Source organism: Pediococcus damnosus (genome assembly GCF_001611155.1).
In the GTDB taxonomy this organism is placed as follows: domain Bacteria; phylum Bacillota; class Bacilli; order Lactobacillales; family Lactobacillaceae; genus Pediococcus; species Pediococcus damnosus.
Map to the genome: position 1 here is coordinate 1,880,287 of NZ_CP012294.1, position 18,857 is coordinate 1,899,143.

Sequence of the window (18,857 nt, forward strand, 5' to 3'; positions counted from 1 at the left end):
TTAGCTAACGCGTTTCAAAAAACGGATGTTAGTTAACTGAAGTAAGTATGTGATATTTTGATGATTGCTCGATAAAATGAATCTATCTTCAGATATGGCTGTCAAGAAACCAGTAGTTTCATAAATGGCTTCAGTCCCATTAATTTGAATAGTTACTAAATAATGATCTTGAATAGCTCTTTTTAAGAAAGCATTCAATTGAAATAGGGGCATTTGGGGTTCAATGCCCTTAAGACTTGGTTCTGAAAACAGTTTTTGATATGAATTAGAAACGAAATTAGATATGTGATTATTATTATGTTGTAAATTTTCCATGATTTCCACCTCGAACATTTGTTTGCCTCTTCATTATACGAACGAACGTTCACAATTGCAATATTAAATATAAAACATTTTTTAAAATCCACAAAATCGCGTCAGAACCTTGATTGAAGCTTGAAAAGACTGTTTAAAAAAGCGATAATAAGAGTACATTATATTTAGGAGATTTTAATTATGGCAAAAAGAGGGATGCTTATCGTTTTATCCGGACCATCTGGAGTTGGTAAGGGAACGGTACGTAAGGCAATCTTTGATCAGGGTGGCAATGATTTTCAGTATTCGATTTCAATGACAACGCGAAAACCCCGTGAAGGCGAAGTGAATGGTGAAGATTATTACTTTGTTTCCAAAGAGGAATTTGAGCATAACATTGAGACTGGTCAAATGTTGGAGTATGCAAAGTACGTTGATAATTATTATGGAACACCCTTGAAGTATGTCAATGAAACGTTAGATCGTGGCAAAGATGTTTTCTTGGAAATTGAAGTGAACGGAGCTTTACAAGTAAGAAAACGATTGCCTGAAGGAGTTTTTGTATTTTTAACCCCTCCCGATTTGATGAAATTAAAACAACGCATTATAAATCGTGGGACGGAAGATATGGAAACCATTAACAAACGGATGACAAAAGCTGTCGAAGAGATTCGAATGATGCAAGACTATGATTTTGCCGTCGTTAATGATAAAGTTGAGAATGCGGTTGAAAGTATTAAAACAATTATAAAAAGTGAACGATTCCGAGTTGAAAGGGTCTTTCCAGAATATGAAGAAATGTTAGGAGATAAATAAAATGATTTTATATCCCTCAGTTGATGATTTATTGGAACGCGTAGATTCACGTTACTCTTTGATTATGCTAGCAAGCAAAAGGGCTCATGAATTGGATGCTGGTTCGCAACCTCTTTTGGATAAGTACGAATCAACAAAAAGTGTTGGAAAAGCACTTGAGGAAATTGTTGCAGGTGACATTGTGATTGATCCTGATAAAACAGAATTTTAATGATAATTTGATGTAAGGTCTGAGAGAAATTTCTTTCAGACCTTTTTTCAATTTTTTAGTAAGCGAGGAGAATGACTATGTGGAAAAATAAACACATTACATTTTTTATAACAGGCGGAATTGCAGTTTATAAAACTGTGGAACTGATTCGTACCTTCCAAAAAGCGGGAGCAGAAGTTCGGGTGGCCATGACGAAAACGGCAACTCAATTTGTAAGTAAAAACACTTTTCAAACCATTAGCAAGCACACTGTGCAAACTGATTTGTTCGAACAAGCCACACCTGCAGCCGTGGCTCATGTAGAATTGGCCGATTGGACGGAACTTGCAATTGTGGTACCAGCAACCGCAAATATTATGAGCAAAATGGCTGTTGGAATGGCTGATGACTTTGTAAGTACGACGCTTTTAGCACTTTCTGTCCCTGTCGTGATTGTTCCGGCAATGAATGTGCATATGTGGAATAATGCTGCTACCCAAAGGAACGTTCAAGCTTTGAAAAATGATGGTGTTCACGTTATGGAGCCAGATGACGGGCCACTTGCGGAAGGCTATTCCGGCAAAGGACGTTTTCCAGACACCATGGCAATTTTTGACTACGTCACTAATCTGTCAGAAAATTTAGTTAATTCGAAACTAGCTAAATTTAATGGCAAACGAGTCCTTATCACTGCTGGCGGCACTCGTGAATATATTGATCCAGTTCGCTATATTTCTAATAAATCGTCTGGTAAAATGGGGTATGCATTAGCTAAAGTTGCTCAAAAAAATGGTGCATCAGTTACCCTAATTTCGGCGAATGTAACTTTGCCAGTTCCTCAAGGAGTTAAACTTGTTCAAGTGGAGACAGTTGCAGAGCTATCAAAGGCTGTTCATTCCTATTTTGCAACTACAGATGTGTTCATTATGGCAGCTGCAGTTTCTGATTATCGGCCCATTCACTTTGTTGATCACAAAATAAAAAAGTTGGCTGAATCTTCTAATTTAACGATTAAACTTGAAGAAACTCCTGATATTTTAAAAAGTTTAAAACAAGTCCGAACAAACCAAATTGTGGTTGGATTTGCAGCTGAAACTAATGATCTTCTTGATAATGCGAAAAAAAAGCTGGATTCTAAAGGTGCGGATATAATCGTGGCTAATGACGTTTCTCAAGCAGACATTGGATTTGGTTCAGAAGATAACGCTATCACAATTTTACAGCATGATACCGAAAATATTAAAGTTTCTAAGGCTAATAAACAAATTATTGCGAGAAAAATTTTGGAAGTAATTGCAAAACGATTTACATAAAGCAGGTGAAAAGATGGTTCAAATTGCCAAAGTAATTGTTGACGTGCCCACTATGCAAACAAATAATCCCTATTCGTATTTGATTCCAACCCAGATTGAAAATGACATCCAAGTTGGAATGCGTGTGGTTGTGCCATTTGGTAACGGTAATCGAAAAATTCAGGGATTTGTTGTTGCACTTGAAACTAAAGCTGAAGAAAAGAATCCTCTCAAAAGTATTGAAAGTTTAATGGATTTGGAACCAGTTTTAAATCCAGAGCTTATTAAAATGTCTAGTTGGTTAGCGGATAGTACTTTTTCCTTTCAAATCACCTGTCTTCTAACGATGTTGCCAAATGTTATGCGGGCAAAATATACTAAGCAGTTGAAAATCATCGATTCTCAAGTTTCAATTGAAGATTTAGCGACTATCTTGCCTGAATCTGATTGGGATGATTTCCAACCGGATCAATTAACTTCAAAACAGCAAAGTGATTTATTGAAACTACGAAAAAAGAATCAAATTGAAATTATTTATAAAGTTAAAAACCAAGCACATTCTAAGCAAGTATTTCAAATTAAGTCACAAATAAATTCTGAAAACGAATCTAAAATTTTGAACTCCCTTCGAAAAAATGCAACCAAAATTCGTGACCTCGTTCACTATTTAGCGGCGCATCCGAATGAAATTAAACAAACTGAAGTTGAAAAAAAATTAAAGATTACGGCTGCCACGATTAAGAGTGCCGAAGAACGTGGGTGGCTTATCCGTAAAAAAGTCGAACAATACCGGGATCCTTATGCAACAAACGCGAAATTGACTTTACCACTGAAACTGAATTCAGAGCAACAAAGTGCATTGGATCAAGTAACTGACAGTATAAAAAAGCAGCAGGCACGAACCTTTTTATTAGAAGGGGTTACTGGAAGTGGAAAAACAGAGGTCTATTTGCAAGCAATTGCCTATGCATTAGCACAAAATAAAACGGCTATTATGCTGGTGCCAGAAATTGCCTTAACGCCCCAAATGGTTAGTCGGGTTAAAGGTCGGTTTGGGAAACAAGTGGCTGTTTTACACAGTGGCCTTTCGGATGGCGAGAAATACGATGAATGGCGAAGAATTAAACGACATGAAGCTCAAGTAGTGGTTGGCGCTCGATCAGCGATTTTTGCACCGATTGAAAATGTGGGTGTCATTATTATTGATGAGGAACATGAAACCAGTTATAAGCAAGATGATACGCCTCGTTATCATGCCAGAAATGTGGCGCAATGGCGGAGTGACTATCATAATTGTCCCTTGGTGCTGGGCAGCGCAACTCCTTCACTGGAGTCTAGAGCGCGTAGTGAACGGCATGTTTATCAATTGCTTCGATTACCGGACCGAATTAATGGTCATCCGTTGCCAGAAGTGAAAATTATCGATATGCGGGAAGAATTACAGAGTGGTTCGAATCAAAATTTCTCGGATCCGTTGTTGGCGGCCATTAAGGATCGTCTGAATTTAAAACAACAAAGTATTTTAATGCTAAATCGGCGGGGTTATTCTTCATTTATCATGTGTCGGGATTGTGGGTTTGTTTTAAAATGCCCAAATTGTGATATTTCATTAACTTTGCATATGGACAGTCGCCGAATGAAATGTCACTATTGTGGTCATGAGGAGCCAATTCCTAAGCAGTGTCCAAATTGTCACAGTGAGAAAATCCGTTATTATGGAACGGGGACTGAAAAGGTTGAAAAAGAACTTCAGGCTCAATTTCCAGAAGCCCGAATTTTAAGAATGGATGTTGATACGACGAGACGGAAAGGCTCCCATGAACGAATTTTACAAAAGTTTGGCCGTCAACAGGCTGATATCTTATTAGGAACCCAAATGATTGCTAAGGGCTTAGACTTTCCCAATGTGACCTTAGTTGGAGTTTTGAATGCAGATACAGCTTTGGAATTACCAGATTTCAGATCGAGTGAACGAACTTTTCAGCTTTTAACTCAGGTTAGTGGTCGCGCAGGGCGAGCTGACAAACTTGGTGAGGTATTTATCCAAACATTTAATCCAGATCATTATGCGATTCAACTTGCCAAGACCCAAAATTATGAAAACTTTTTCCGAAAAGAAATGTATATTCGCCATCAAGAAAAATATCCGCCATATTATTTTACACTTCAAATTACTGCAGCTCATAAGGAAGAAAAAGTTGCGGCTCAAAAGATGTATACTGTTTTAGATGAGCTTAAACCAGCACTAAGTTCGAATGCAATTGTCCTCGGACCAACTCCGAAACCAATTGCGCGGGTTAAAAATAAATATTATTATCAAATTGTGATTAAATATAAAAAAGAACCCCGTTTACACGAGGCGGTCACAAAAATTTTACAGGAGTCTCAGGCTGACTATCGGTTAGGAATTCAGCTTTCCATTGATCCAGAACCACAATCGTTTATGTAGGAGGAATTCAATAAAATGAAATCAATCATATTCATGGGGACACCCCAATTTGCAGCGCCCATTTTAAAAAGTTTAGTTCAAGATGCCAATTATGACGTTGTGGCGGTTGTGACGCAACCAGATCGACGAACAGGACGGAAGCACAAAATGACCATGTCACCTGTCAAACAAGTGGCAGTCGAAAATGATATTCCAGTTTTTCAACCGGAAAAAATTAGTGGATCCGAAGAAATGACAGTTTTAATCAACATGCACGCCGATTTGATTGTAACTGCAGCCTTTGGTCAATTTTTGCCAATGAAATTAATTAACTCGGTCAAAATTGCCGCGGTAAATGTGCATGGCTCCTTATTACCAAAGTATCGCGGCGGTGCACCAGTTCAATATGCTATTATGAATGGAGACCACGAAACTGGTGTGACACTAATCTATATGGTTAAGAAAATGGATGCTGGTGAAATGCTAGCACAAAGTAAAATCCCCATTGAATCTACAGATGATGTCGGTTCTGTGTTTGAAAAGCTAAGCATTTTGGGACGTAACTTATTAATGAAAACGTTGCCTAAGTTGATCGCAGGAGAAATTGAAAGTGTTCCTCAAAATGAAGATGAGGTTACATTTTCGCCAACGATTAAATCAGAGGAAGAAGAAGTTGATTTTTCTAAAAGTGCTAAACTTGTGGATGCCAAAATTCGAGCACTCCGTCCTTTTCCAGTAAGTTATGTGATTCTAAATGGCAGTCGGATAAAGCTATGGCAGGTAACACCATTAACAGAAACAACAGAGCTTTTACCAGGACAAGTAGTGAAAAAAACAAAGCATGAGCTTCTTATCGCTACTGGCGAACATGGCGTGGTGAGTTTGGATCGCGTTCAACCAGCGGGTAAACCACAAATGGACATTACAGATTACTTAAATGGTAGTCAGGAAGCATTCTATGAAGGCGAGCAGGTTATTAAACTATGACAGATAAAGAAAAAAATCCCCGAGCACTTGCAGTTGACGTTTTATTGAGAGTAAGTAAGGGCGCGTATTCAAACATTGAATTAAAAAATACGATTGCTGAAAGCAAATTGTCCCAACTGGATATTAATTTACTGACGGAGATCGTGTATGGCGTAATTCAGCATAAATTAACCTTGGAGTTTGATTTAGCACCTTTTATTGGACATAAAAGAGTAGAAGATTGGGTTAAACAACTTTTACTTTCAGCCGTTTTCCAAATGGTCTATTTAGATCGAGTTCCCACGCGGGCAATTTTTAATGAAAGCATTGAAATTGCCAAAGTGCGTGGGCACAGTGGAATCCGAGCGTTTGTAACGGGTGTTTTACATGAAATGCAAAGAGTAGGAATTCCCGAATTAAGTGCTGATCAGAAGGATTACCGAAGCATCAAATATAGCGTAGCCCCATGGCTCGTTGAACAATTAGACAAAGAGTTAGGCACCACTAAAACTGATCAAATTTTGGAGTCCATTAATCACCCTTCACGACAGGCTGCTCGTGTAAATACAAATGCAACCACACAATCGGAAGTGATTGATCAGTTAAATGAAGATGGTTATCAAGCTGAACCAAGTAAAGTAGCGAAAGATGGCGTCATTGTCACTGAAGGCAGTATTGGTAAGTCACCACTTTTTGGAAATGGTGCTTTAACAATTCAAGATGAAAGTGCCATGCTCGTCGGCGAAGCCATGCAATTGGATCCCGGCATGGAAGTGCTTGATGCTTGTGCTGCTCCTGGTGGTAAAACAACCCATATTGCTCAAAAAATTGGTGAAGAAGGACACGTTCTCGCACTGGACCTTCATCCTAAAAAAGTAGGATTGATCAAGCAAAATGCTAAACGAATGGGTCTTGACGAGCGGGTCACCACAAAAGCATTAGATGCTCGTAAAATTGATTCGATTGTTGAAGATGATTACTTTGACCGAATTTTAGTTGATGCACCATGTTCAGGAATTGGATTAATGCGCCGCAAGCCAGAAATTCGTTATGAAAAGACATTAGAAGATAGTCAGAACTTACATAAAATCCAATTAGGAATTTTAAATGCAATGGCTCCTAAAGTTAAAGATAACGGTATAATAACTTACAGTACATGTACGATATTAGAACAAGAAAATGAAAAGACAATTTCAGCGTTTTTAGAACTTCATCCTGAATTTAAATTGATTCCTACACAGACGGTTAAACATTTAAAAGAAGACCGTTCTGTTCCATATCTTAATATTTATCCGGATGATTTTGGCTCTGATGGTTTCTTTATTGCTTGTTTACAAAAGAGAGCGTGATAATTTGTGAAGTATGCATTTCAATCTGATATTGGTAGCCACCGTGACGAAAATCAAGATTATGTCGGCGTTTTTAAGAATAAAAAGAACGTTTTATTTAGCATCGTTGCTGATGGCATTGGTGGTCGCCAAGGTGGAGATGTGGCTTCAGAAATGGCGGTATCTCATTTAGGGTATTTGTTCCAAAGTACCGATTTTGATGACGTGACTAATGCAATTAAGTGGCTTCAAATAGAAGTTACTCAAGAAAATGATGAAATTTTGGAAACTGCTCAAAAATATTCAGATCTAAATGGGATGGGGACAACAATTGTAGTTACCATTATTTTGGAAAACCAATTTATTGTGGCTCATCTAGGTGATAGTCGTTGTTATTTATTTAAAGGAAACGAATTGAAACAACTTACCTCTGATCATTCATTAGTGAACGAATTAATTAAAAATGGTAAGTTATCACCAGAAGAAGCTAAAAATCATCCCCAAAAAAATATTATTACAAAAACGTTGGGAATCTCAAGTAACTCAGACATTGATGTGCACACTTATGCGTGGAAAGTGCATGATCAACTTCTTTTGTGTACAGACGGTTTAACTAATATGGTGTCAGATCAAACAATTGCAAATATTTTGGGTGGCCCTCTTGAGTTAGAACAAAAATGTTTAAAATTAATTGAATTGACCAATCAAGCTGGTGGCAGAGATAACGTAACTGTGCTCATCATTCAGGCGGAAGATGAGGTGGATAAGTAAATGACACCAAATCAAACGCTTAACGGACGTTATCGAGTTATTAGTTCGCTTGGTGAAGGCGGAATGGCCGATGTTTATTTATCGCGTGACCTTATTCTCAAGCGAGATGTTGCTGTAAAATTAATTCGTTTTGATCTTCAAAATGACGATAAGACGATCCAACGTTTTCAACGAGAAGCACTTGCAACCACAGAAATTGTGCATCCAAATATCGTGAGTGTGTATGATGTTGGTGAAGATAATGGGATTCACTATTTGGTTATGGAGTATATTGATGGTACTGATTTAAAACAGTACATCAAAGACCATTTTCCCATTCCTTATCAAAAAGTTATTGATATCATGGAACAAATTTTGAGTGGTGTGGCAGCGGCTCATGCACACGGGATTATTCATCGTGATTTAAAACCACAAAATGTGTTAATGGATAAGAATGGTAGTGCTAAGATTTCAGATTTTGGAGTTGCCGTGGCCCAGCAAGACCAAACAATCACGCAAACCAATGCAGTTGTGGGATCAGTTCACTATTTATCTCCGGAGCAAGCCCGTGGTCATCTGGCAACCAAACGATCAGATATTTATTCATTAGGAATTATTTTATATGAGATGTTGACCGGGCGGGTACCATTTGAAGGTGAAAATGCAGTTTCAATCGCCATCAAACATTCTCAAAATCAAATTCCTCTTGTTCGTGATTTTGATCCTAGAATTCCGCAGGCCTTGGAAAACGTTATTTTAAAGGCAACCGCTAAGAACCCATTTGACCGATATGCTTCCGCTACTGAAATGGCAAACGATCTTAAAACATCTCTTTCACCGAGCCGTGCGGATGAACCACGTTTTGTAACACAGTCTTCAAATGATCAAACAATTATTGCGAAAGCTTCTCATTTTGGACCTATGGCAATTAAGGATGTTGCCGAAGTTAAGGCCATTTCACAACCAAACAACGAAAAAAAATCAACAAGCACCGTTACTAAAAAAAGACGAAATCGTCATCCATTGAGGAAAAAGATTGCCATCTTCTTGGGGTTATTGACATTATTTATTGTTGGGATTGCCGTTGCCTTTTATCTGAGTTTTCCTAAAGTTGTTTCAATTCCTGATGTCTCTGGGATGACCCAGAATGAGGCGACAGCTGTCTTGAAAAAAAAGAATCTAAAAGTGGGTCAGATTACTCGAACGGGAAATCAAAAAGTTGACTACAAACGGGTTATAGAAACGTTACCCAAAAGTAAAAAGCAAGTTCAAGCAGGGGTCGCAGTTAATATTGTGATCAGTCAGGGACCTAATAGTTATGTTGTTGAAAATTATATTGGGAATTCTTATACCCAAGTAGCAAAAAAGTTACGGGCAAAAGGATTTAAAATCAAAAAAACGAAAGTTCAGACAATGCAGTTTGATCATGGAAAGATTATTTATCAAAGTGTTGTTCCTGACCAAGTCGTTGTTCCGAGAGCAACGACGATTCGTTTTTCCGTCACAGAATAGATTGAGAGGTTTTTAATGCACAGAGGACAAATTATTCAATCACTAAGCGGTTTTTACGACGTTAAAACTGATAATAAGATCTATCGTACAAGGGCTCGTGGAAATTTTAGAAAGCAAAAAATTTCACCACTGGTTGGCGATTGGGTTGAGTTTGAAAGTCAAGCCGAAAATGAAGGATACATCTTAAAAATTGATGAACGACGTAATCAGTTGGTACGTCCACCGTTGGCAAATATTGACCAGGCAGTTGTGGTGACTGCCTGTGTCCAACCCGATTTTTCGACTAACCTGTTAGATCGACAATTGGTAACATTAGAAGAAAAACAAATTAAGCCAATTATTTACTTTACAAAAGGAGATTTAGTTGATGAGAAGCAACAACCTGCTTTCGAGGAAAAGGTTGCAGGCTATCGTAAAATTGGTTATGAAGTTTATTTAGATTGGCAAGCCTTCGACGATGAAGCAATTAAAAAATTAGAAAGTGACTTTGCTAATCAATTAACTATTTTTATGGGTCAAACGGGAGCAGGGAAATCAACATTACTTAATCATATTGATCCGAATTTGGCTCTTCAAACGGGTGAGGTATCAACAGCGTTAAATCGTGGGAAACATACCACTCGAAAAGTAGCATTATTCCCTGTTGGAAATGGACTAGTTGCGGACACACCGGGTTTTTCAAGCTATACGGTATTCGAAATGCAATTAGAAGATTTGAAAGGCTTGTTTCCAGAAATTGCAAATATTGGTTTAAACTGTCGGTTCCGTGAATGTTTGCATATTAATGAACCTAATTGTGCAGTTAAAAAGGCTGTTCAGGATGGGGAAATCATGCAAAGTCGCTATGATAATTATGTTCAATTTTTTAATACGATTAAAGCACAAAAACCTGATTATCAACGGAAAGGTTATACTAAGAAAAGAGGAAAATAAGTATGATTAAAGTAGCCCCATCAATTTTAAGTGCTAATTTTGTTGATTTAAAACCAGACATTGAAGTTGCCCAGTCAGGAGGCGCTGATCTTTTACATATTGATGTGATGGATGGTCAATTTGTGCCGAATCTAAGTTTTGGTCCCGGAATGGTTGAAGCTATTCGACCAATTACCAGTATGCCATTAGATTGCCATTTGATGATTGAAAATCCTGAACGATTTGTGACACAGTTTTGTCAAGCGGGTGCAGATGTTGTGGGTGTTCACGTGGAAAGTACTCCGCATATTTATCGCGCATTAGAGATGATTAAACAACATGGTGTAAAAGCAGAGGTTGCATTGAATCCTGGGACACCAATCAGTATGATTCACGAGGTTTTACCGATTGTTGATCAAGTATTAGTGATGACGGTTAATCCAGGTTTTGGGGGTCAAAAATTTATTTCCCAAATGCTTCCAAAAATTCAGCAGTTAAACCAATTACGTCAAACTGGGGATAACAACTTTGCCATTGAAGTTGATGGCGGAATTTCTGACCAGAATGTTGCATCCGTGTATAAAGCTGGTGCGGATATTGCGGTTGCCGGTTCTTATGTATTTAATAATGAAGATCCAGTTGCACAAATTAAAAAATTGAAAACAAGGACTACGGAATAATGCAAGTTAATATTTTGGCAGGTGGTCCTAGACAACAATACCCAGAAAATCTATTTAATCAGAAGGCTGGTTGGATTGGCGTTGATCGTGGCGCATTGATTTTAATTAAAAATCATATTAGACCACAGTTGGCGGTCGGTGATTTTGATTCAATGACAGTGCAAGAACTTGTAGAAGTAAAGAAGAATTGTTCTGAAATTATTCAGGTAAATCCAGTTAAAGATGATACCGATACTGAATTAGCATTAGCAAGTGCTTTTGAACAATTGCACGCAGATGAAGTTCATTTGTATGGCGCAACAGGTGGCCGTTTAGATCATTTATTGAGTAATATTTTTATGCTTCTAAAGCCCAAATTTAATCAGTATGTTGAACAAGTGAAGATAATTGATCGACAAAATTGTATTTACTTTTTTAACGCCGGTCAGCATTGTATTAATGTCTTGCCAGATTATAAATACCTGTCATTTGTTTCATTAGGAAAGGTTGAAAACCTAACGTTGCCGGATGAAAAATATCAGTTACATAATCAATCTGATCAGTTACCGGTGGCTTACGTAAGCAATGAATTTTTGAAATCAACTGCAAGTTTTAGCTTTTCTAGCGGTACGGTAGCGGTGATTTATAGTCATGATGCGAATTAAACAAAAATTATAACTACAAAAAAAGATTGAAGCAATTGCTTCAATCTTTTTTTATGCACGTTTGATTTTGCCTGATTTTAATGCTCGAGCAGAAACCCAAACGCGTTTTGGTTTTCCATCCACAAGAATGCGGACCTTATGCAAATTTGGTTTCCAGCTTCGGCGACTATGATTCAAAGCGTGTGAACGCGTGTTGCCAAAGTGGGTACGACGACCGGTGACAAAGTCTTTTGCCATTTTTAAAATCCTCCTTTGTCGCTTCTATATATATCATAATATATCATAGAATTCTTTTTAACTCACCTAAATAACTTATCATAGATACCGAGGGAATGCAATGTTTTTCTTTCAAGTATATTTACTTGACAGTCTATTTTTAAATTATATTTTGAATTCTAATTTTAGAAGAATTACCATTTAATGAATTCTGGTTGATTCTAAACGGTTTTTGATGATTAGGCAAGCGTGACGAGATCTAATTAAATGTAACCATTTAGAAAAGTTATGATTTTTGTTAAAATGGCTTTAGGACAACTATTCAGAGAATCAGTAGGTGCAATTGCCCGAAAGAGTGTTGCGTTTATTGCTTTGTTGAAGTATGGTAAAATATCGTTGATATCAAAACGATGATTTGATTTAAGGAGGCTATTACTAATGGCTGTAAAAATTCAGACAAAAAACGGAACCGTTGATGTTTCTAACGACGTGATCGCAACAGTAGTAGGCGGTGGCGCAACAGATAATTATGGCGTTGTTGGCATGGCAAGCAAAAGCCAAATTCGTGATAATTTAAACGAAATTTTACGTAAAGAAAATTATTCTAAAGGTGTTGTTGTACGTCAACAAGACAATGGGGTTGCCATTGATGTGTATATTATTGTAAGTTATGGCACAAAAATTTCCGAAGTCTCAAAGAATGTTCAATCAAAAGTAAAATATAATTTAGAATCAATGTTAGGTGTTTCAGCAAACTCTGTGAATGTTTTTGTCCAGGGTGTAAAGGTCTTAGGGGCTTAATTACGAAGGACTGAAACAAGGAGGAATTTATAATTGAAAGTGGCAACGACTGAAATCACTAACCAAGAATTTAATCAAATGATCCAAACAAGTGCACAAAAGTTAAAAAAGCATGCAGATTTCATTAACTCATTAAATGTTTTCCCAGTTCCAGATGGGGATACAGGGACTAATATGAGTTTGTCAATGGAAAGCGGTGCTAAATATGAAAGAGATGAACCGAGTGAACATGTTGGTAAACTGGCAGGGGCATTAGCTAAAGGTTTATTAATGGGAGCTCGGGGTAATTCTGGTGTTATTCTTTCCCAAATTTTTCGTGGTTTTTCTAAAAGTGTTGAGAATAAAGCAACCCTCACTGCTCAAGATTTAGCTGATGCATTTGTAGAAGGGGCACAGACTGCTTATAAGGCTGTTATGAAGCCAACCGAGGGAACTATCCTCACAGTGATTCGTGAAGCGGCTAAGGCTGGTAAAGAAGCAGCTGCGGAACAGGACGATATCGTCCAGGTTATGGATGCTGTAACTAAGGCTGGTAAAGAAGCTTTGAAAAAAACAACTGATCTTTTACCAGTGTTGAAAGAAGTCGGCGTTGTTGATTCAGGTGGCCAAGGCTTAACGTTTGTTTTTGAAGCATTTGATGATGTTTTGAATGGCCGTGCACAAAGTGATGATGAACCTGATGAGGAGCAAATGGACGAAATGGTTGATGCAAAACACCATCAAAGTGTTCAGGGAAAAATTGATCCTGCTGACATTAAATTCGGTTATTGTACTCAAATTATGGTTCGAATTGGGAAGGGTCTTCAAGTTAAACAAGAGTTTGATTACGATACTTTCTATAATTATTTGGCAAAATTAGGTGATTCCCTATTAGTTGTTAATGATGACGACGTTGTTAAGGTTCATGTGCATACTGAACATCCCGGAAAAGTTTTGGCTTGGGGACAACAGTTTGGTGATCTCGCAACTGTAAAGGTTGACAATATGCGTCAACAACAAGAAGAGATTATTGAGAAAGATGAGTCGACGGAAGTTCCAGAACAGACATTAGACACAAAGGGGACAGCAATTATTGCAATTGCCTCCGGAGCGGGTGTTGACAAGCTATTCCGCAGCCTTGGTGTAACGCATATAATTAATGGTGGCCAGACGATGAATCCAAGTACAGCGGACATTGTTGCTGCGATTAATGATTCTCATGCAAAACGGGCAATCGTTTTACCGAACAATAAAAATATCTTTTTGGCCGCTGAACAGGCCATTCAAGTTACGGATATTCCCGCACAAATTGTGCATAGTCGCAATATTTCACAGGGAATGACAGCTTTGATGGGCTTTAACCCAGAAAATGATTTGAACAGTAATGTGAACGCAATGGAAGATAACTTGAGTTCCGTTAAAAGCGGTGAAGTTACGACCGCCATTCGCGATACTACTGTTCAAGGCAAAAAAATTAAAAAGGGCAATTTCATTGGGATTGTCGATGGTAAAATTGAGACTTCAAAATCTAATCTGCTTGATGCTGCTAGTGAAATGGTAAAATTGATGTTGGATGAAGATAGTGAAATTGTTACAATTATTTATGGTGAGGACACGAAGAAGTCTGAAGCTGAAAAGCTTGAAAGTGAGATTCAAAAATTAGATGATGAACTTGAGATTGAAATCCATGAGGGGGATCAACCTGTTTATCCGTTCATCGTATCAGTTGAATAATTGGAAAAATGAAGAGGCTGGAATTATATCCACCTCTTTTTGTAGTTAGGAAGTCGACATATGACTGAAGAACATACCCTTTTTTCTCCCATCACTAAACTTCCGGGAGTTGGGTTGCAACGTGCCAAAGCATTAAATGAACTGGGAATTTATACAATCGAAGATTTATTATTGTATTTTCCGTTTCGGTATGAAGATTTACGCCCACAAAACATGACGGAACTAGTTGATCAGCAAAAAGTTACTTTAGAGGGTACCATTGCATCAGAACCGGTCTTGGCCCGCTATGGTCGAAAAAAGAATCGCCTTAATTTTCGTTTGCTAACTAATCAAGAATCTGTGATGGTTACGTTTTTTAATCAACCATGGTTAAAAAAGCAATTAGTCATGAACGAAAAGTTTGCAGTATATGGTAAATGGGATGCACGAAGACGGAGTTTAACGGGGATGAAACTGTTGCCTTTTTCAACTTCGGATTCCGCAAATATTGAGGCTATTTATCCGGCTAATCAACATATTCGTCAGAATACAATAAAAAAATTAGTAACTCAGACATTTGATCTTTACAATGATCAAATAAAAACGTTGATACCACAGACGTTAGTTAAAAAGTATCGATTGATTGATCGGCGCACGATGATTCATGACTTACATTTTCCTAAGGATGTTAAGGCTGCAAAGATCGCCCGACGAACGGCTACTTTCGAAGAATTTTTTATTTTTCAAATGGAATTACAATTGCTTAAACGACGAGATCAGGTTGATAATGGAACCGCAATTGCGTATGATATTGGGAAAATTAAGGCTTTTGTTGCTAAACTTCCTTATGAGCTAACAGATGCGCAAAAACGGGTAGTTAATGAAATTTGTTATGATCTCAAACGCCCCATTAGAATGAATCGCCTCTTACAAGGAGATGTTGGGAGTGGGAAGACCATTGTGGCAGCCATTATTATGTACGCAGCTATTACAGCTGGTTATCAGACAGCTTTAATGGCTCCTACAGAGATTTTAGCGGAACAGCATGCAAATAACTTAACAAAGATTTTCGAAGGCACAGACGTTAATATTGGCTTGCTGACGGGTGCTTCTGGTTCGAAATCTAAGCAACGCAAAGCTTTGTTACATGGGATTGAACATGGTGACATTAATCTGTTAATTGGGACACATGCATTAATTCAAGATGATGTAGTTTTTAAAAATTTAGGATTAGTAGTGATTGATGAACAACATCGTTTTGGGGTAAAACAACGTGAAGCTCTCCGCAAAAAGGGAATGAATGCGGATGTCTTAGCTATGACGGCAACGCCAATTCCACGAACCCTAGCCATTACATCATATGGAGAGATGGATGTATCGATTATTGATCAAATGCCAAAAGGACGGAAACCAGTTTTGACAAGCTGGGTTAAAAGCAATAATGTAAATGGCATGTTAGATTTTGTTAAACGGCAGTTTGAAGCTGGACACCAAGCGTTTGTTGTAACGCCCTTAATCGAGGAATCTGAAACTTTAGATTTAAAAAATGCAGTGGCACTGTATGAGCAATTGCAAGAAGTATTTAGTCCGAAATATAAAGTTGGACTGCTTCATGGCCGCATGAAGTCAGATGAAAAAGATGAAATCATGCAGCAATTTAAAGATAATCAATTTCAGCTATTGGTTTCTACAACTGTAATTGAGGTTGGTGTGGATGTCCCCAACGTCACAGTGATGATTATTTATGACGCTGATCGATTTGGACTGGCGCAGCTTCATCAATTACGTGGACGAGTTGGTCGTGGTCAGGATCAGGCTTACTGTATATTGGTGGCAGATCCTAAAAATGAAACAGGGATTAAGCGGATGAAGATTATGACACAGTCCAATGATGGGTTTAAGATATCGGAAGCAGATCTTCAGTTACGTGGTTCTGGTGATGTTTTTGGAAATAAACAATCGGGAGTCCCTGAGTTTCGTATCGGTGATCCAATCGTTGATATTGGTGCCTTGCAAACCGCTCAATTGGAAGCTAGCAAAATTGTGCATACAGAAAAATGGCAGACTGTACCGGAGTTTGAGTATTTGAATGAATATTTAGAAATTGTAATGAAAAGAAATGCAAACTTTGATTAAAAATATAAAAGAGGGATAGTAGATGAAATTAGCAGTTGATGCAATGGGTGGCGATTACGCTCCTGAAAAAGTTGTTCAAGGAGTTGAATTGGCAAGAGATGAATTTGCAGATACCAAGTTTATTTTATTTGGTAAAGAAGATCAAATAAGGAAATACTTGAAAAATGGCGAACGAATTACTATTGTGCACACAGATTCTGAAATTGAGATGGGTGACGAACCTGTTCGCGCAGTTCGCCAGAAGAAAACATCTTCACTTGTTTTAGCAGCGCAGTCGGTTAAAGATGGAAAAACGGATGCCCTTTTTTCGGCCGGCAATACAGGAGCTCTTCTGGCTGCAAGTTTATTTATTATTGGCCGAATTAAGGGGATCGACCGCCCCGGAATGACAACAACTTTACCTTCTCTAGCAGGGCCACAAGATTCATTCACAATGTTGGATGTGGGTGCCAACGCCGAAAGTAAAGTTAAAAACTTACAGCAATTTGCAATCTTGGGTAACTTTTACAGTAGTAACGTTGCCGGGATTACTAATCCAAGAATCGCATTATTAAATAATGGTGCGGAAGAAGACAAAGGCGATACACTTCATAAAGAAACTTACCAGGCCCTTGCCAAGGATTCTAATTTGAATTTTGTTGGTAACATTGAGTCACGAGAATTATTGAACGGAACTGCGGATGTGGTAGTTACGGATGGTTTTACTGGTAATGCTGTTTTGAAAAATACGGAAGGAACGGCATTATCACTGTTAAAATTAATTAAGCACAGTATTTTAGACTCTGGTGTGCAGGGTAAATTAGGTGGCTTAATGTTAAAACCTGTATTTAAAGTTGTCCAAGATAAAATGGATTATTCAAAACATGGTGGGGCAGTATTGTTGGGAGTAAAGGCTCCCGTTGTTAAAGCGCACGGCTCAAGCAATGAAACGCAAATTTACCATGCCTTAAGTCAGCTTCGCCAGATGGTAGACACAAACTTGACTACAAACTTAGCAGATTATTTTGCAACACGAAGTGAGCAAAATAAGGAAATTTAACGTTTTTTGTAGACAAATTGTCAGAAAACCATTAAACTTATTTGAGTATTTAAATGACTAAGGAGTAGCACATGACTAAAGAAGAAGTATTTAATAAGATTTCTGACATCATTGTTGATCATTTTGATGTTGATAAGGCAAAAGTAACGAACGACTTGAATTTTAAAACAGATTTGAATGCAGATTCTATTGATATCGTGGAATTTGTGCTTGAATTAGAAGATGCATTTGGTGCTGAGATTTCCGATGAGGATGCTGAAAAGCTTTCTACAGTCGGTCAGGCCGTTGATTTCATTACTGCCAATCAAAAAAGTAAATAAGTTTTTATAAATTGAGGCTGGAACAATTTGTTCTGGTCTCAACTTGTATATTGATCCAGTAGTAGGCAGTTTCGTCGAAAAACGATATACTATTAGGGTAAGGATTTTAGAGAGGATGGGTGAAATGAAAAAATCAATCGATGCGGAACTAAAGAAAAATTTTCAAATTGAATTTAATGATGAGAGTCTTTTGGATGAAGCACTAACTCAAGCTTCGTATGTAAATGAGCATCCTAATCAAGGATTGAAATTTTATGAACGAATCGAGTTTTTAGGTGATGCAGTTTTGCAATTAATTGTGTCAGAATATATTTTTAAACGTTATCCAGAAATGCCACAAGGAAAATTAACTCGCCTCAGAGCGGCAATGGTTTGTGAAACAAGCTTCAGTCAGTTTGCTCGGGAATGCCATTTTGATCAATACATCCGTCTTGGTAAGGGTGAGGAAAAGGGTGGCGCACGCAACCGTTCTTCACTTCTTTGTGATATTTTTGAATCATTTGTTGGGGCTTTATATCTTGATCAAGGGCGACCAGCAGTTGAGAAATTTGTGCATACGGTTATATTCCCTAAGTTAGACACTGGAGCATTTGACCATGTGATTGATTACAAGACCAACTTGCAAGAGGTGCTGCAACGCGATGGGGATGCCTTAATTCATTATGATCTTTTAAATGAGGCTGGCCCTGATAATGAGCTTGATTTTGAAGTGGCCGTTTTTGATGATAAACGAAAACTTGGGGTTGGCACTGGAAAATCAAAGAAAATTGCGGAACAAGCTGCTGCAAAGGATGCTTTACAAGCATTACGCGTCAAAAATGTTTAGATTGGGAGCTTGGTG

Annotated in this window: 19 protein-coding genes; 17 read left to right on the forward strand and 2 right to left on the reverse strand. The window is 37.9% G+C overall.

Going from position 1 to position 18,857, the window contains the following annotated elements; translation table 11 throughout:
* Positions 1-315: a hypothetical protein gene (locus ADU73_RS08870; protein WP_145930500.1), complete on the reverse strand. Its 315-nt coding sequence runs from the start codon at positions 313-315 to the stop codon at positions 1-3.
* 180 nt (positions 316-495) lie between these two features.
* Between ADU73_RS08870 and gmk the strand changes: the two genes are divergently transcribed.
* The 11 genes from gmk to ADU73_RS08925 all read left to right on the forward strand — a co-directional run bounded on the left by gmk (position 496) and on the right by ADU73_RS08925 (position 11,812).
* Entirely contained in the window at positions 496-1,110 is a 615-nt protein-coding gene (gene gmk, locus ADU73_RS08875) for a guanylate kinase (protein ID WP_046872153.1), read from the forward strand.
* A 1-nt stretch (position 1,111) separates the two neighbouring features.
* The gene (rpoZ, locus tag ADU73_RS08880) at positions 1,112-1,321 is read left to right on the forward strand and encodes a DNA-directed RNA polymerase subunit omega (protein WP_046872154.1); all 210 of its coding nucleotides are present in this window, start codon (positions 1,112-1,114) and stop codon (positions 1,319-1,321) included.
* A gap of 77 nt (positions 1,322-1,398) precedes the next feature.
* Positions 1,399-2,613, forward strand: coding sequence for a bifunctional phosphopantothenoylcysteine decarboxylase/phosphopantothenate--cysteine ligase CoaBC (gene coaBC, locus ADU73_RS08885; protein ID WP_226996032.1), 1,215 nt, complete (start codon positions 1,399-1,401; stop codon positions 2,611-2,613).
* A 13-nt stretch (positions 2,614-2,626) separates the two neighbouring features.
* Positions 2,627-5,041 carry a primosomal protein N' gene (gene priA, locus ADU73_RS08890; protein WP_062904307.1) on the forward strand — a complete coding sequence of 805 codons (2,415 nt, stop codon included), beginning with the start codon at positions 2,627-2,629 and terminating at the stop codon, positions 5,039-5,041.
* A gap of 15 nt (positions 5,042-5,056) precedes the next feature.
* Positions 5,057-6,007: a methionyl-tRNA formyltransferase gene (fmt, locus tag ADU73_RS08895; protein ID WP_046872156.1), complete on the forward strand. Its 951-nt coding sequence runs from the start codon at positions 5,057-5,059 to the stop codon at positions 6,005-6,007.
* Positions 6,004-7,335: a 16S rRNA (cytosine(967)-C(5))-methyltransferase RsmB gene (rsmB, locus tag ADU73_RS08900; protein ID WP_046872157.1), complete on the forward strand. Its 1,332-nt coding sequence runs from the start codon at positions 6,004-6,006 to the stop codon at positions 7,333-7,335. Before fmt ends, rsmB begins: the two co-directional genes overlap by 4 nt.
* 6 nt (positions 7,336-7,341) lie before the next feature.
* Positions 7,342-8,085, forward strand: coding sequence for a Stp1/IreP family PP2C-type Ser/Thr phosphatase (locus ADU73_RS08905; protein WP_046872158.1), 744 nt, complete (start codon positions 7,342-7,344; stop codon positions 8,083-8,085).
* A complete protein-coding gene (gene pknB / locus ADU73_RS08910; RefSeq protein ID WP_062913406.1) occupies positions 8,086-9,576 on the forward strand; it encodes a Stk1 family PASTA domain-containing Ser/Thr kinase in 1,491 nt (496 codons plus the stop codon).
* Positions 9,577-9,591: 15 nt separating this feature from the next.
* Positions 9,592-10,509 carry a ribosome small subunit-dependent GTPase A gene (rsgA, locus tag ADU73_RS08915; RefSeq protein WP_046872160.1) on the forward strand — a complete coding sequence of 306 codons (918 nt, stop codon included), beginning with the start codon at positions 9,592-9,594 and terminating at the stop codon, positions 10,507-10,509.
* 2 nt (positions 10,510-10,511) lie between these two features.
* On the forward strand, positions 10,512-11,168 hold the full coding sequence (gene rpe, locus ADU73_RS08920; RefSeq protein WP_046872161.1) for a ribulose-phosphate 3-epimerase: 657 nt from the start codon (positions 10,512-10,514) through the stop codon (positions 11,166-11,168).
* On the forward strand, positions 11,168-11,812 hold the full coding sequence (locus ADU73_RS08925; protein WP_046872162.1) for a thiamine diphosphokinase: 645 nt from the start codon (positions 11,168-11,170) through the stop codon (positions 11,810-11,812). The genes rpe and ADU73_RS08925 overlap by 1 nt, the downstream gene beginning before the upstream one ends.
* A gap of 51 nt (positions 11,813-11,863) precedes the next feature.
* On the opposite strand, the gene rpmB is transcribed toward ADU73_RS08925, so the two are convergent.
* Entirely contained in the window at positions 11,864-12,049 is a 186-nt protein-coding gene (rpmB, locus tag ADU73_RS08930; protein ID WP_046870836.1) for a 50S ribosomal protein L28, read from the reverse strand.
* A 417-nt stretch (positions 12,050-12,466) separates the two neighbouring features.
* On the opposite strand from rpmB, the gene ADU73_RS08935 reads away from it, so the two are divergent.
* From ADU73_RS08935 to rnc, 6 genes are all read left to right on the forward strand, one after another.
* On the forward strand, positions 12,467-12,829 hold the full coding sequence (locus tag ADU73_RS08935) for an Asp23/Gls24 family envelope stress response protein (RefSeq protein WP_046870837.1): 363 nt from the start codon (positions 12,467-12,469) through the stop codon (positions 12,827-12,829).
* 39 nt (positions 12,830-12,868) lie between these two features.
* Positions 12,869-14,542 carry a DAK2 domain-containing protein gene (locus ADU73_RS08940; protein ID WP_100078187.1) on the forward strand — a complete coding sequence of 558 codons (1,674 nt, stop codon included), beginning with the start codon at positions 12,869-12,871 and terminating at the stop codon, positions 14,540-14,542.
* A 60-nt stretch (positions 14,543-14,602) separates the two neighbouring features.
* Entirely contained in the window at positions 14,603-16,657 is a 2,055-nt protein-coding gene (gene recG / locus ADU73_RS08945; protein ID WP_046870838.1) for an ATP-dependent DNA helicase RecG, read from the forward strand.
* Positions 16,658-16,679: 22 nt separating this feature from the next.
* Positions 16,680-17,696, forward strand: coding sequence for a phosphate acyltransferase PlsX (plsX, locus tag ADU73_RS08950; protein WP_046870839.1), 1,017 nt, complete (start codon positions 16,680-16,682; stop codon positions 17,694-17,696).
* A gap of 71 nt (positions 17,697-17,767) precedes the next feature.
* Positions 17,768-18,016, forward strand: a complete 249-nt coding sequence (gene acpP / locus ADU73_RS08955; protein ID WP_046870840.1) for an acyl carrier protein — start codon at positions 17,768-17,770, stop codon at positions 18,014-18,016.
* A gap of 124 nt (positions 18,017-18,140) precedes the next feature.
* Positions 18,141-18,842, forward strand: a complete 702-nt coding sequence (gene rnc / locus ADU73_RS08960) for a ribonuclease III (protein WP_046870841.1) — start codon at positions 18,141-18,143, stop codon at positions 18,840-18,842.
* Positions 18,843-18,857: the final 15 nt, after the last annotated feature.

What these genes read in the sequence shown, in the direction of transcription:
- ADU73_RS08870 (WP_145930500.1), bottom strand. Translation starts at nt 315, where the DNA reads ATGGAAAATTTACAACATAATAATAATCACATATCTAATTTCGTTTCT.
- gmk (WP_046872153.1), top strand. Translation starts at nt 496, where the DNA reads ATGGCAAAAAGAGGGATGCTTATCGTTTTATCCGGACCATCTGGAGTT.
- rpoZ (WP_046872154.1), top strand. Translation starts at nt 1,112, where the DNA reads ATGATTTTATATCCCTCAGTTGATGATTTATTGGAACGCGTAGATTCA.
- coaBC (WP_226996032.1), top strand. Translation starts at nt 1,399, where the DNA reads ATGTGGAAAAATAAACACATTACATTTTTTATAACAGGCGGAATTGCA.
- priA (WP_062904307.1), top strand. Translation starts at nt 2,627, where the DNA reads ATGGTTCAAATTGCCAAAGTAATTGTTGACGTGCCCACTATGCAAACA.
- fmt (WP_046872156.1), top strand. Translation starts at nt 5,057, where the DNA reads ATGAAATCAATCATATTCATGGGGACACCCCAATTTGCAGCGCCCATT.
- rsmB (WP_046872157.1), top strand. Translation starts at nt 6,004, where the DNA reads ATGACAGATAAAGAAAAAAATCCCCGAGCACTTGCAGTTGACGTTTTA.
- pknB (WP_062913406.1), top strand. Translation starts at nt 8,086, where the DNA reads ATGACACCAAATCAAACGCTTAACGGACGTTATCGAGTTATTAGTTCG.
- rsgA (WP_046872160.1), top strand. Translation starts at nt 9,592, where the DNA reads ATGCACAGAGGACAAATTATTCAATCACTAAGCGGTTTTTACGACGTT.
- rpe (WP_046872161.1), top strand. Translation starts at nt 10,512, where the DNA reads ATGATTAAAGTAGCCCCATCAATTTTAAGTGCTAATTTTGTTGATTTA.
- ADU73_RS08925 (WP_046872162.1), top strand. Translation starts at nt 11,168, where the DNA reads ATGCAAGTTAATATTTTGGCAGGTGGTCCTAGACAACAATACCCAGAA.
- rpmB (WP_046870836.1), bottom strand. Translation starts at nt 12,049, where the DNA reads ATGGCAAAAGACTTTGTCACCGGTCGTCGTACCCACTTTGGCAACACG.
- ADU73_RS08935 (WP_046870837.1), top strand. Translation starts at nt 12,467, where the DNA reads ATGGCTGTAAAAATTCAGACAAAAAACGGAACCGTTGATGTTTCTAAC.
- recG (WP_046870838.1), top strand. Translation starts at nt 14,603, where the DNA reads ATGACTGAAGAACATACCCTTTTTTCTCCCATCACTAAACTTCCGGGA.
- plsX (WP_046870839.1), top strand. Translation starts at nt 16,680, where the DNA reads ATGAAATTAGCAGTTGATGCAATGGGTGGCGATTACGCTCCTGAAAAA.
- acpP (WP_046870840.1), top strand. Translation starts at nt 17,768, where the DNA reads ATGACTAAAGAAGAAGTATTTAATAAGATTTCTGACATCATTGTTGAT.
- rnc (WP_046870841.1), top strand. Translation starts at nt 18,141, where the DNA reads ATGAAAAAATCAATCGATGCGGAACTAAAGAAAAATTTTCAAATTGAA.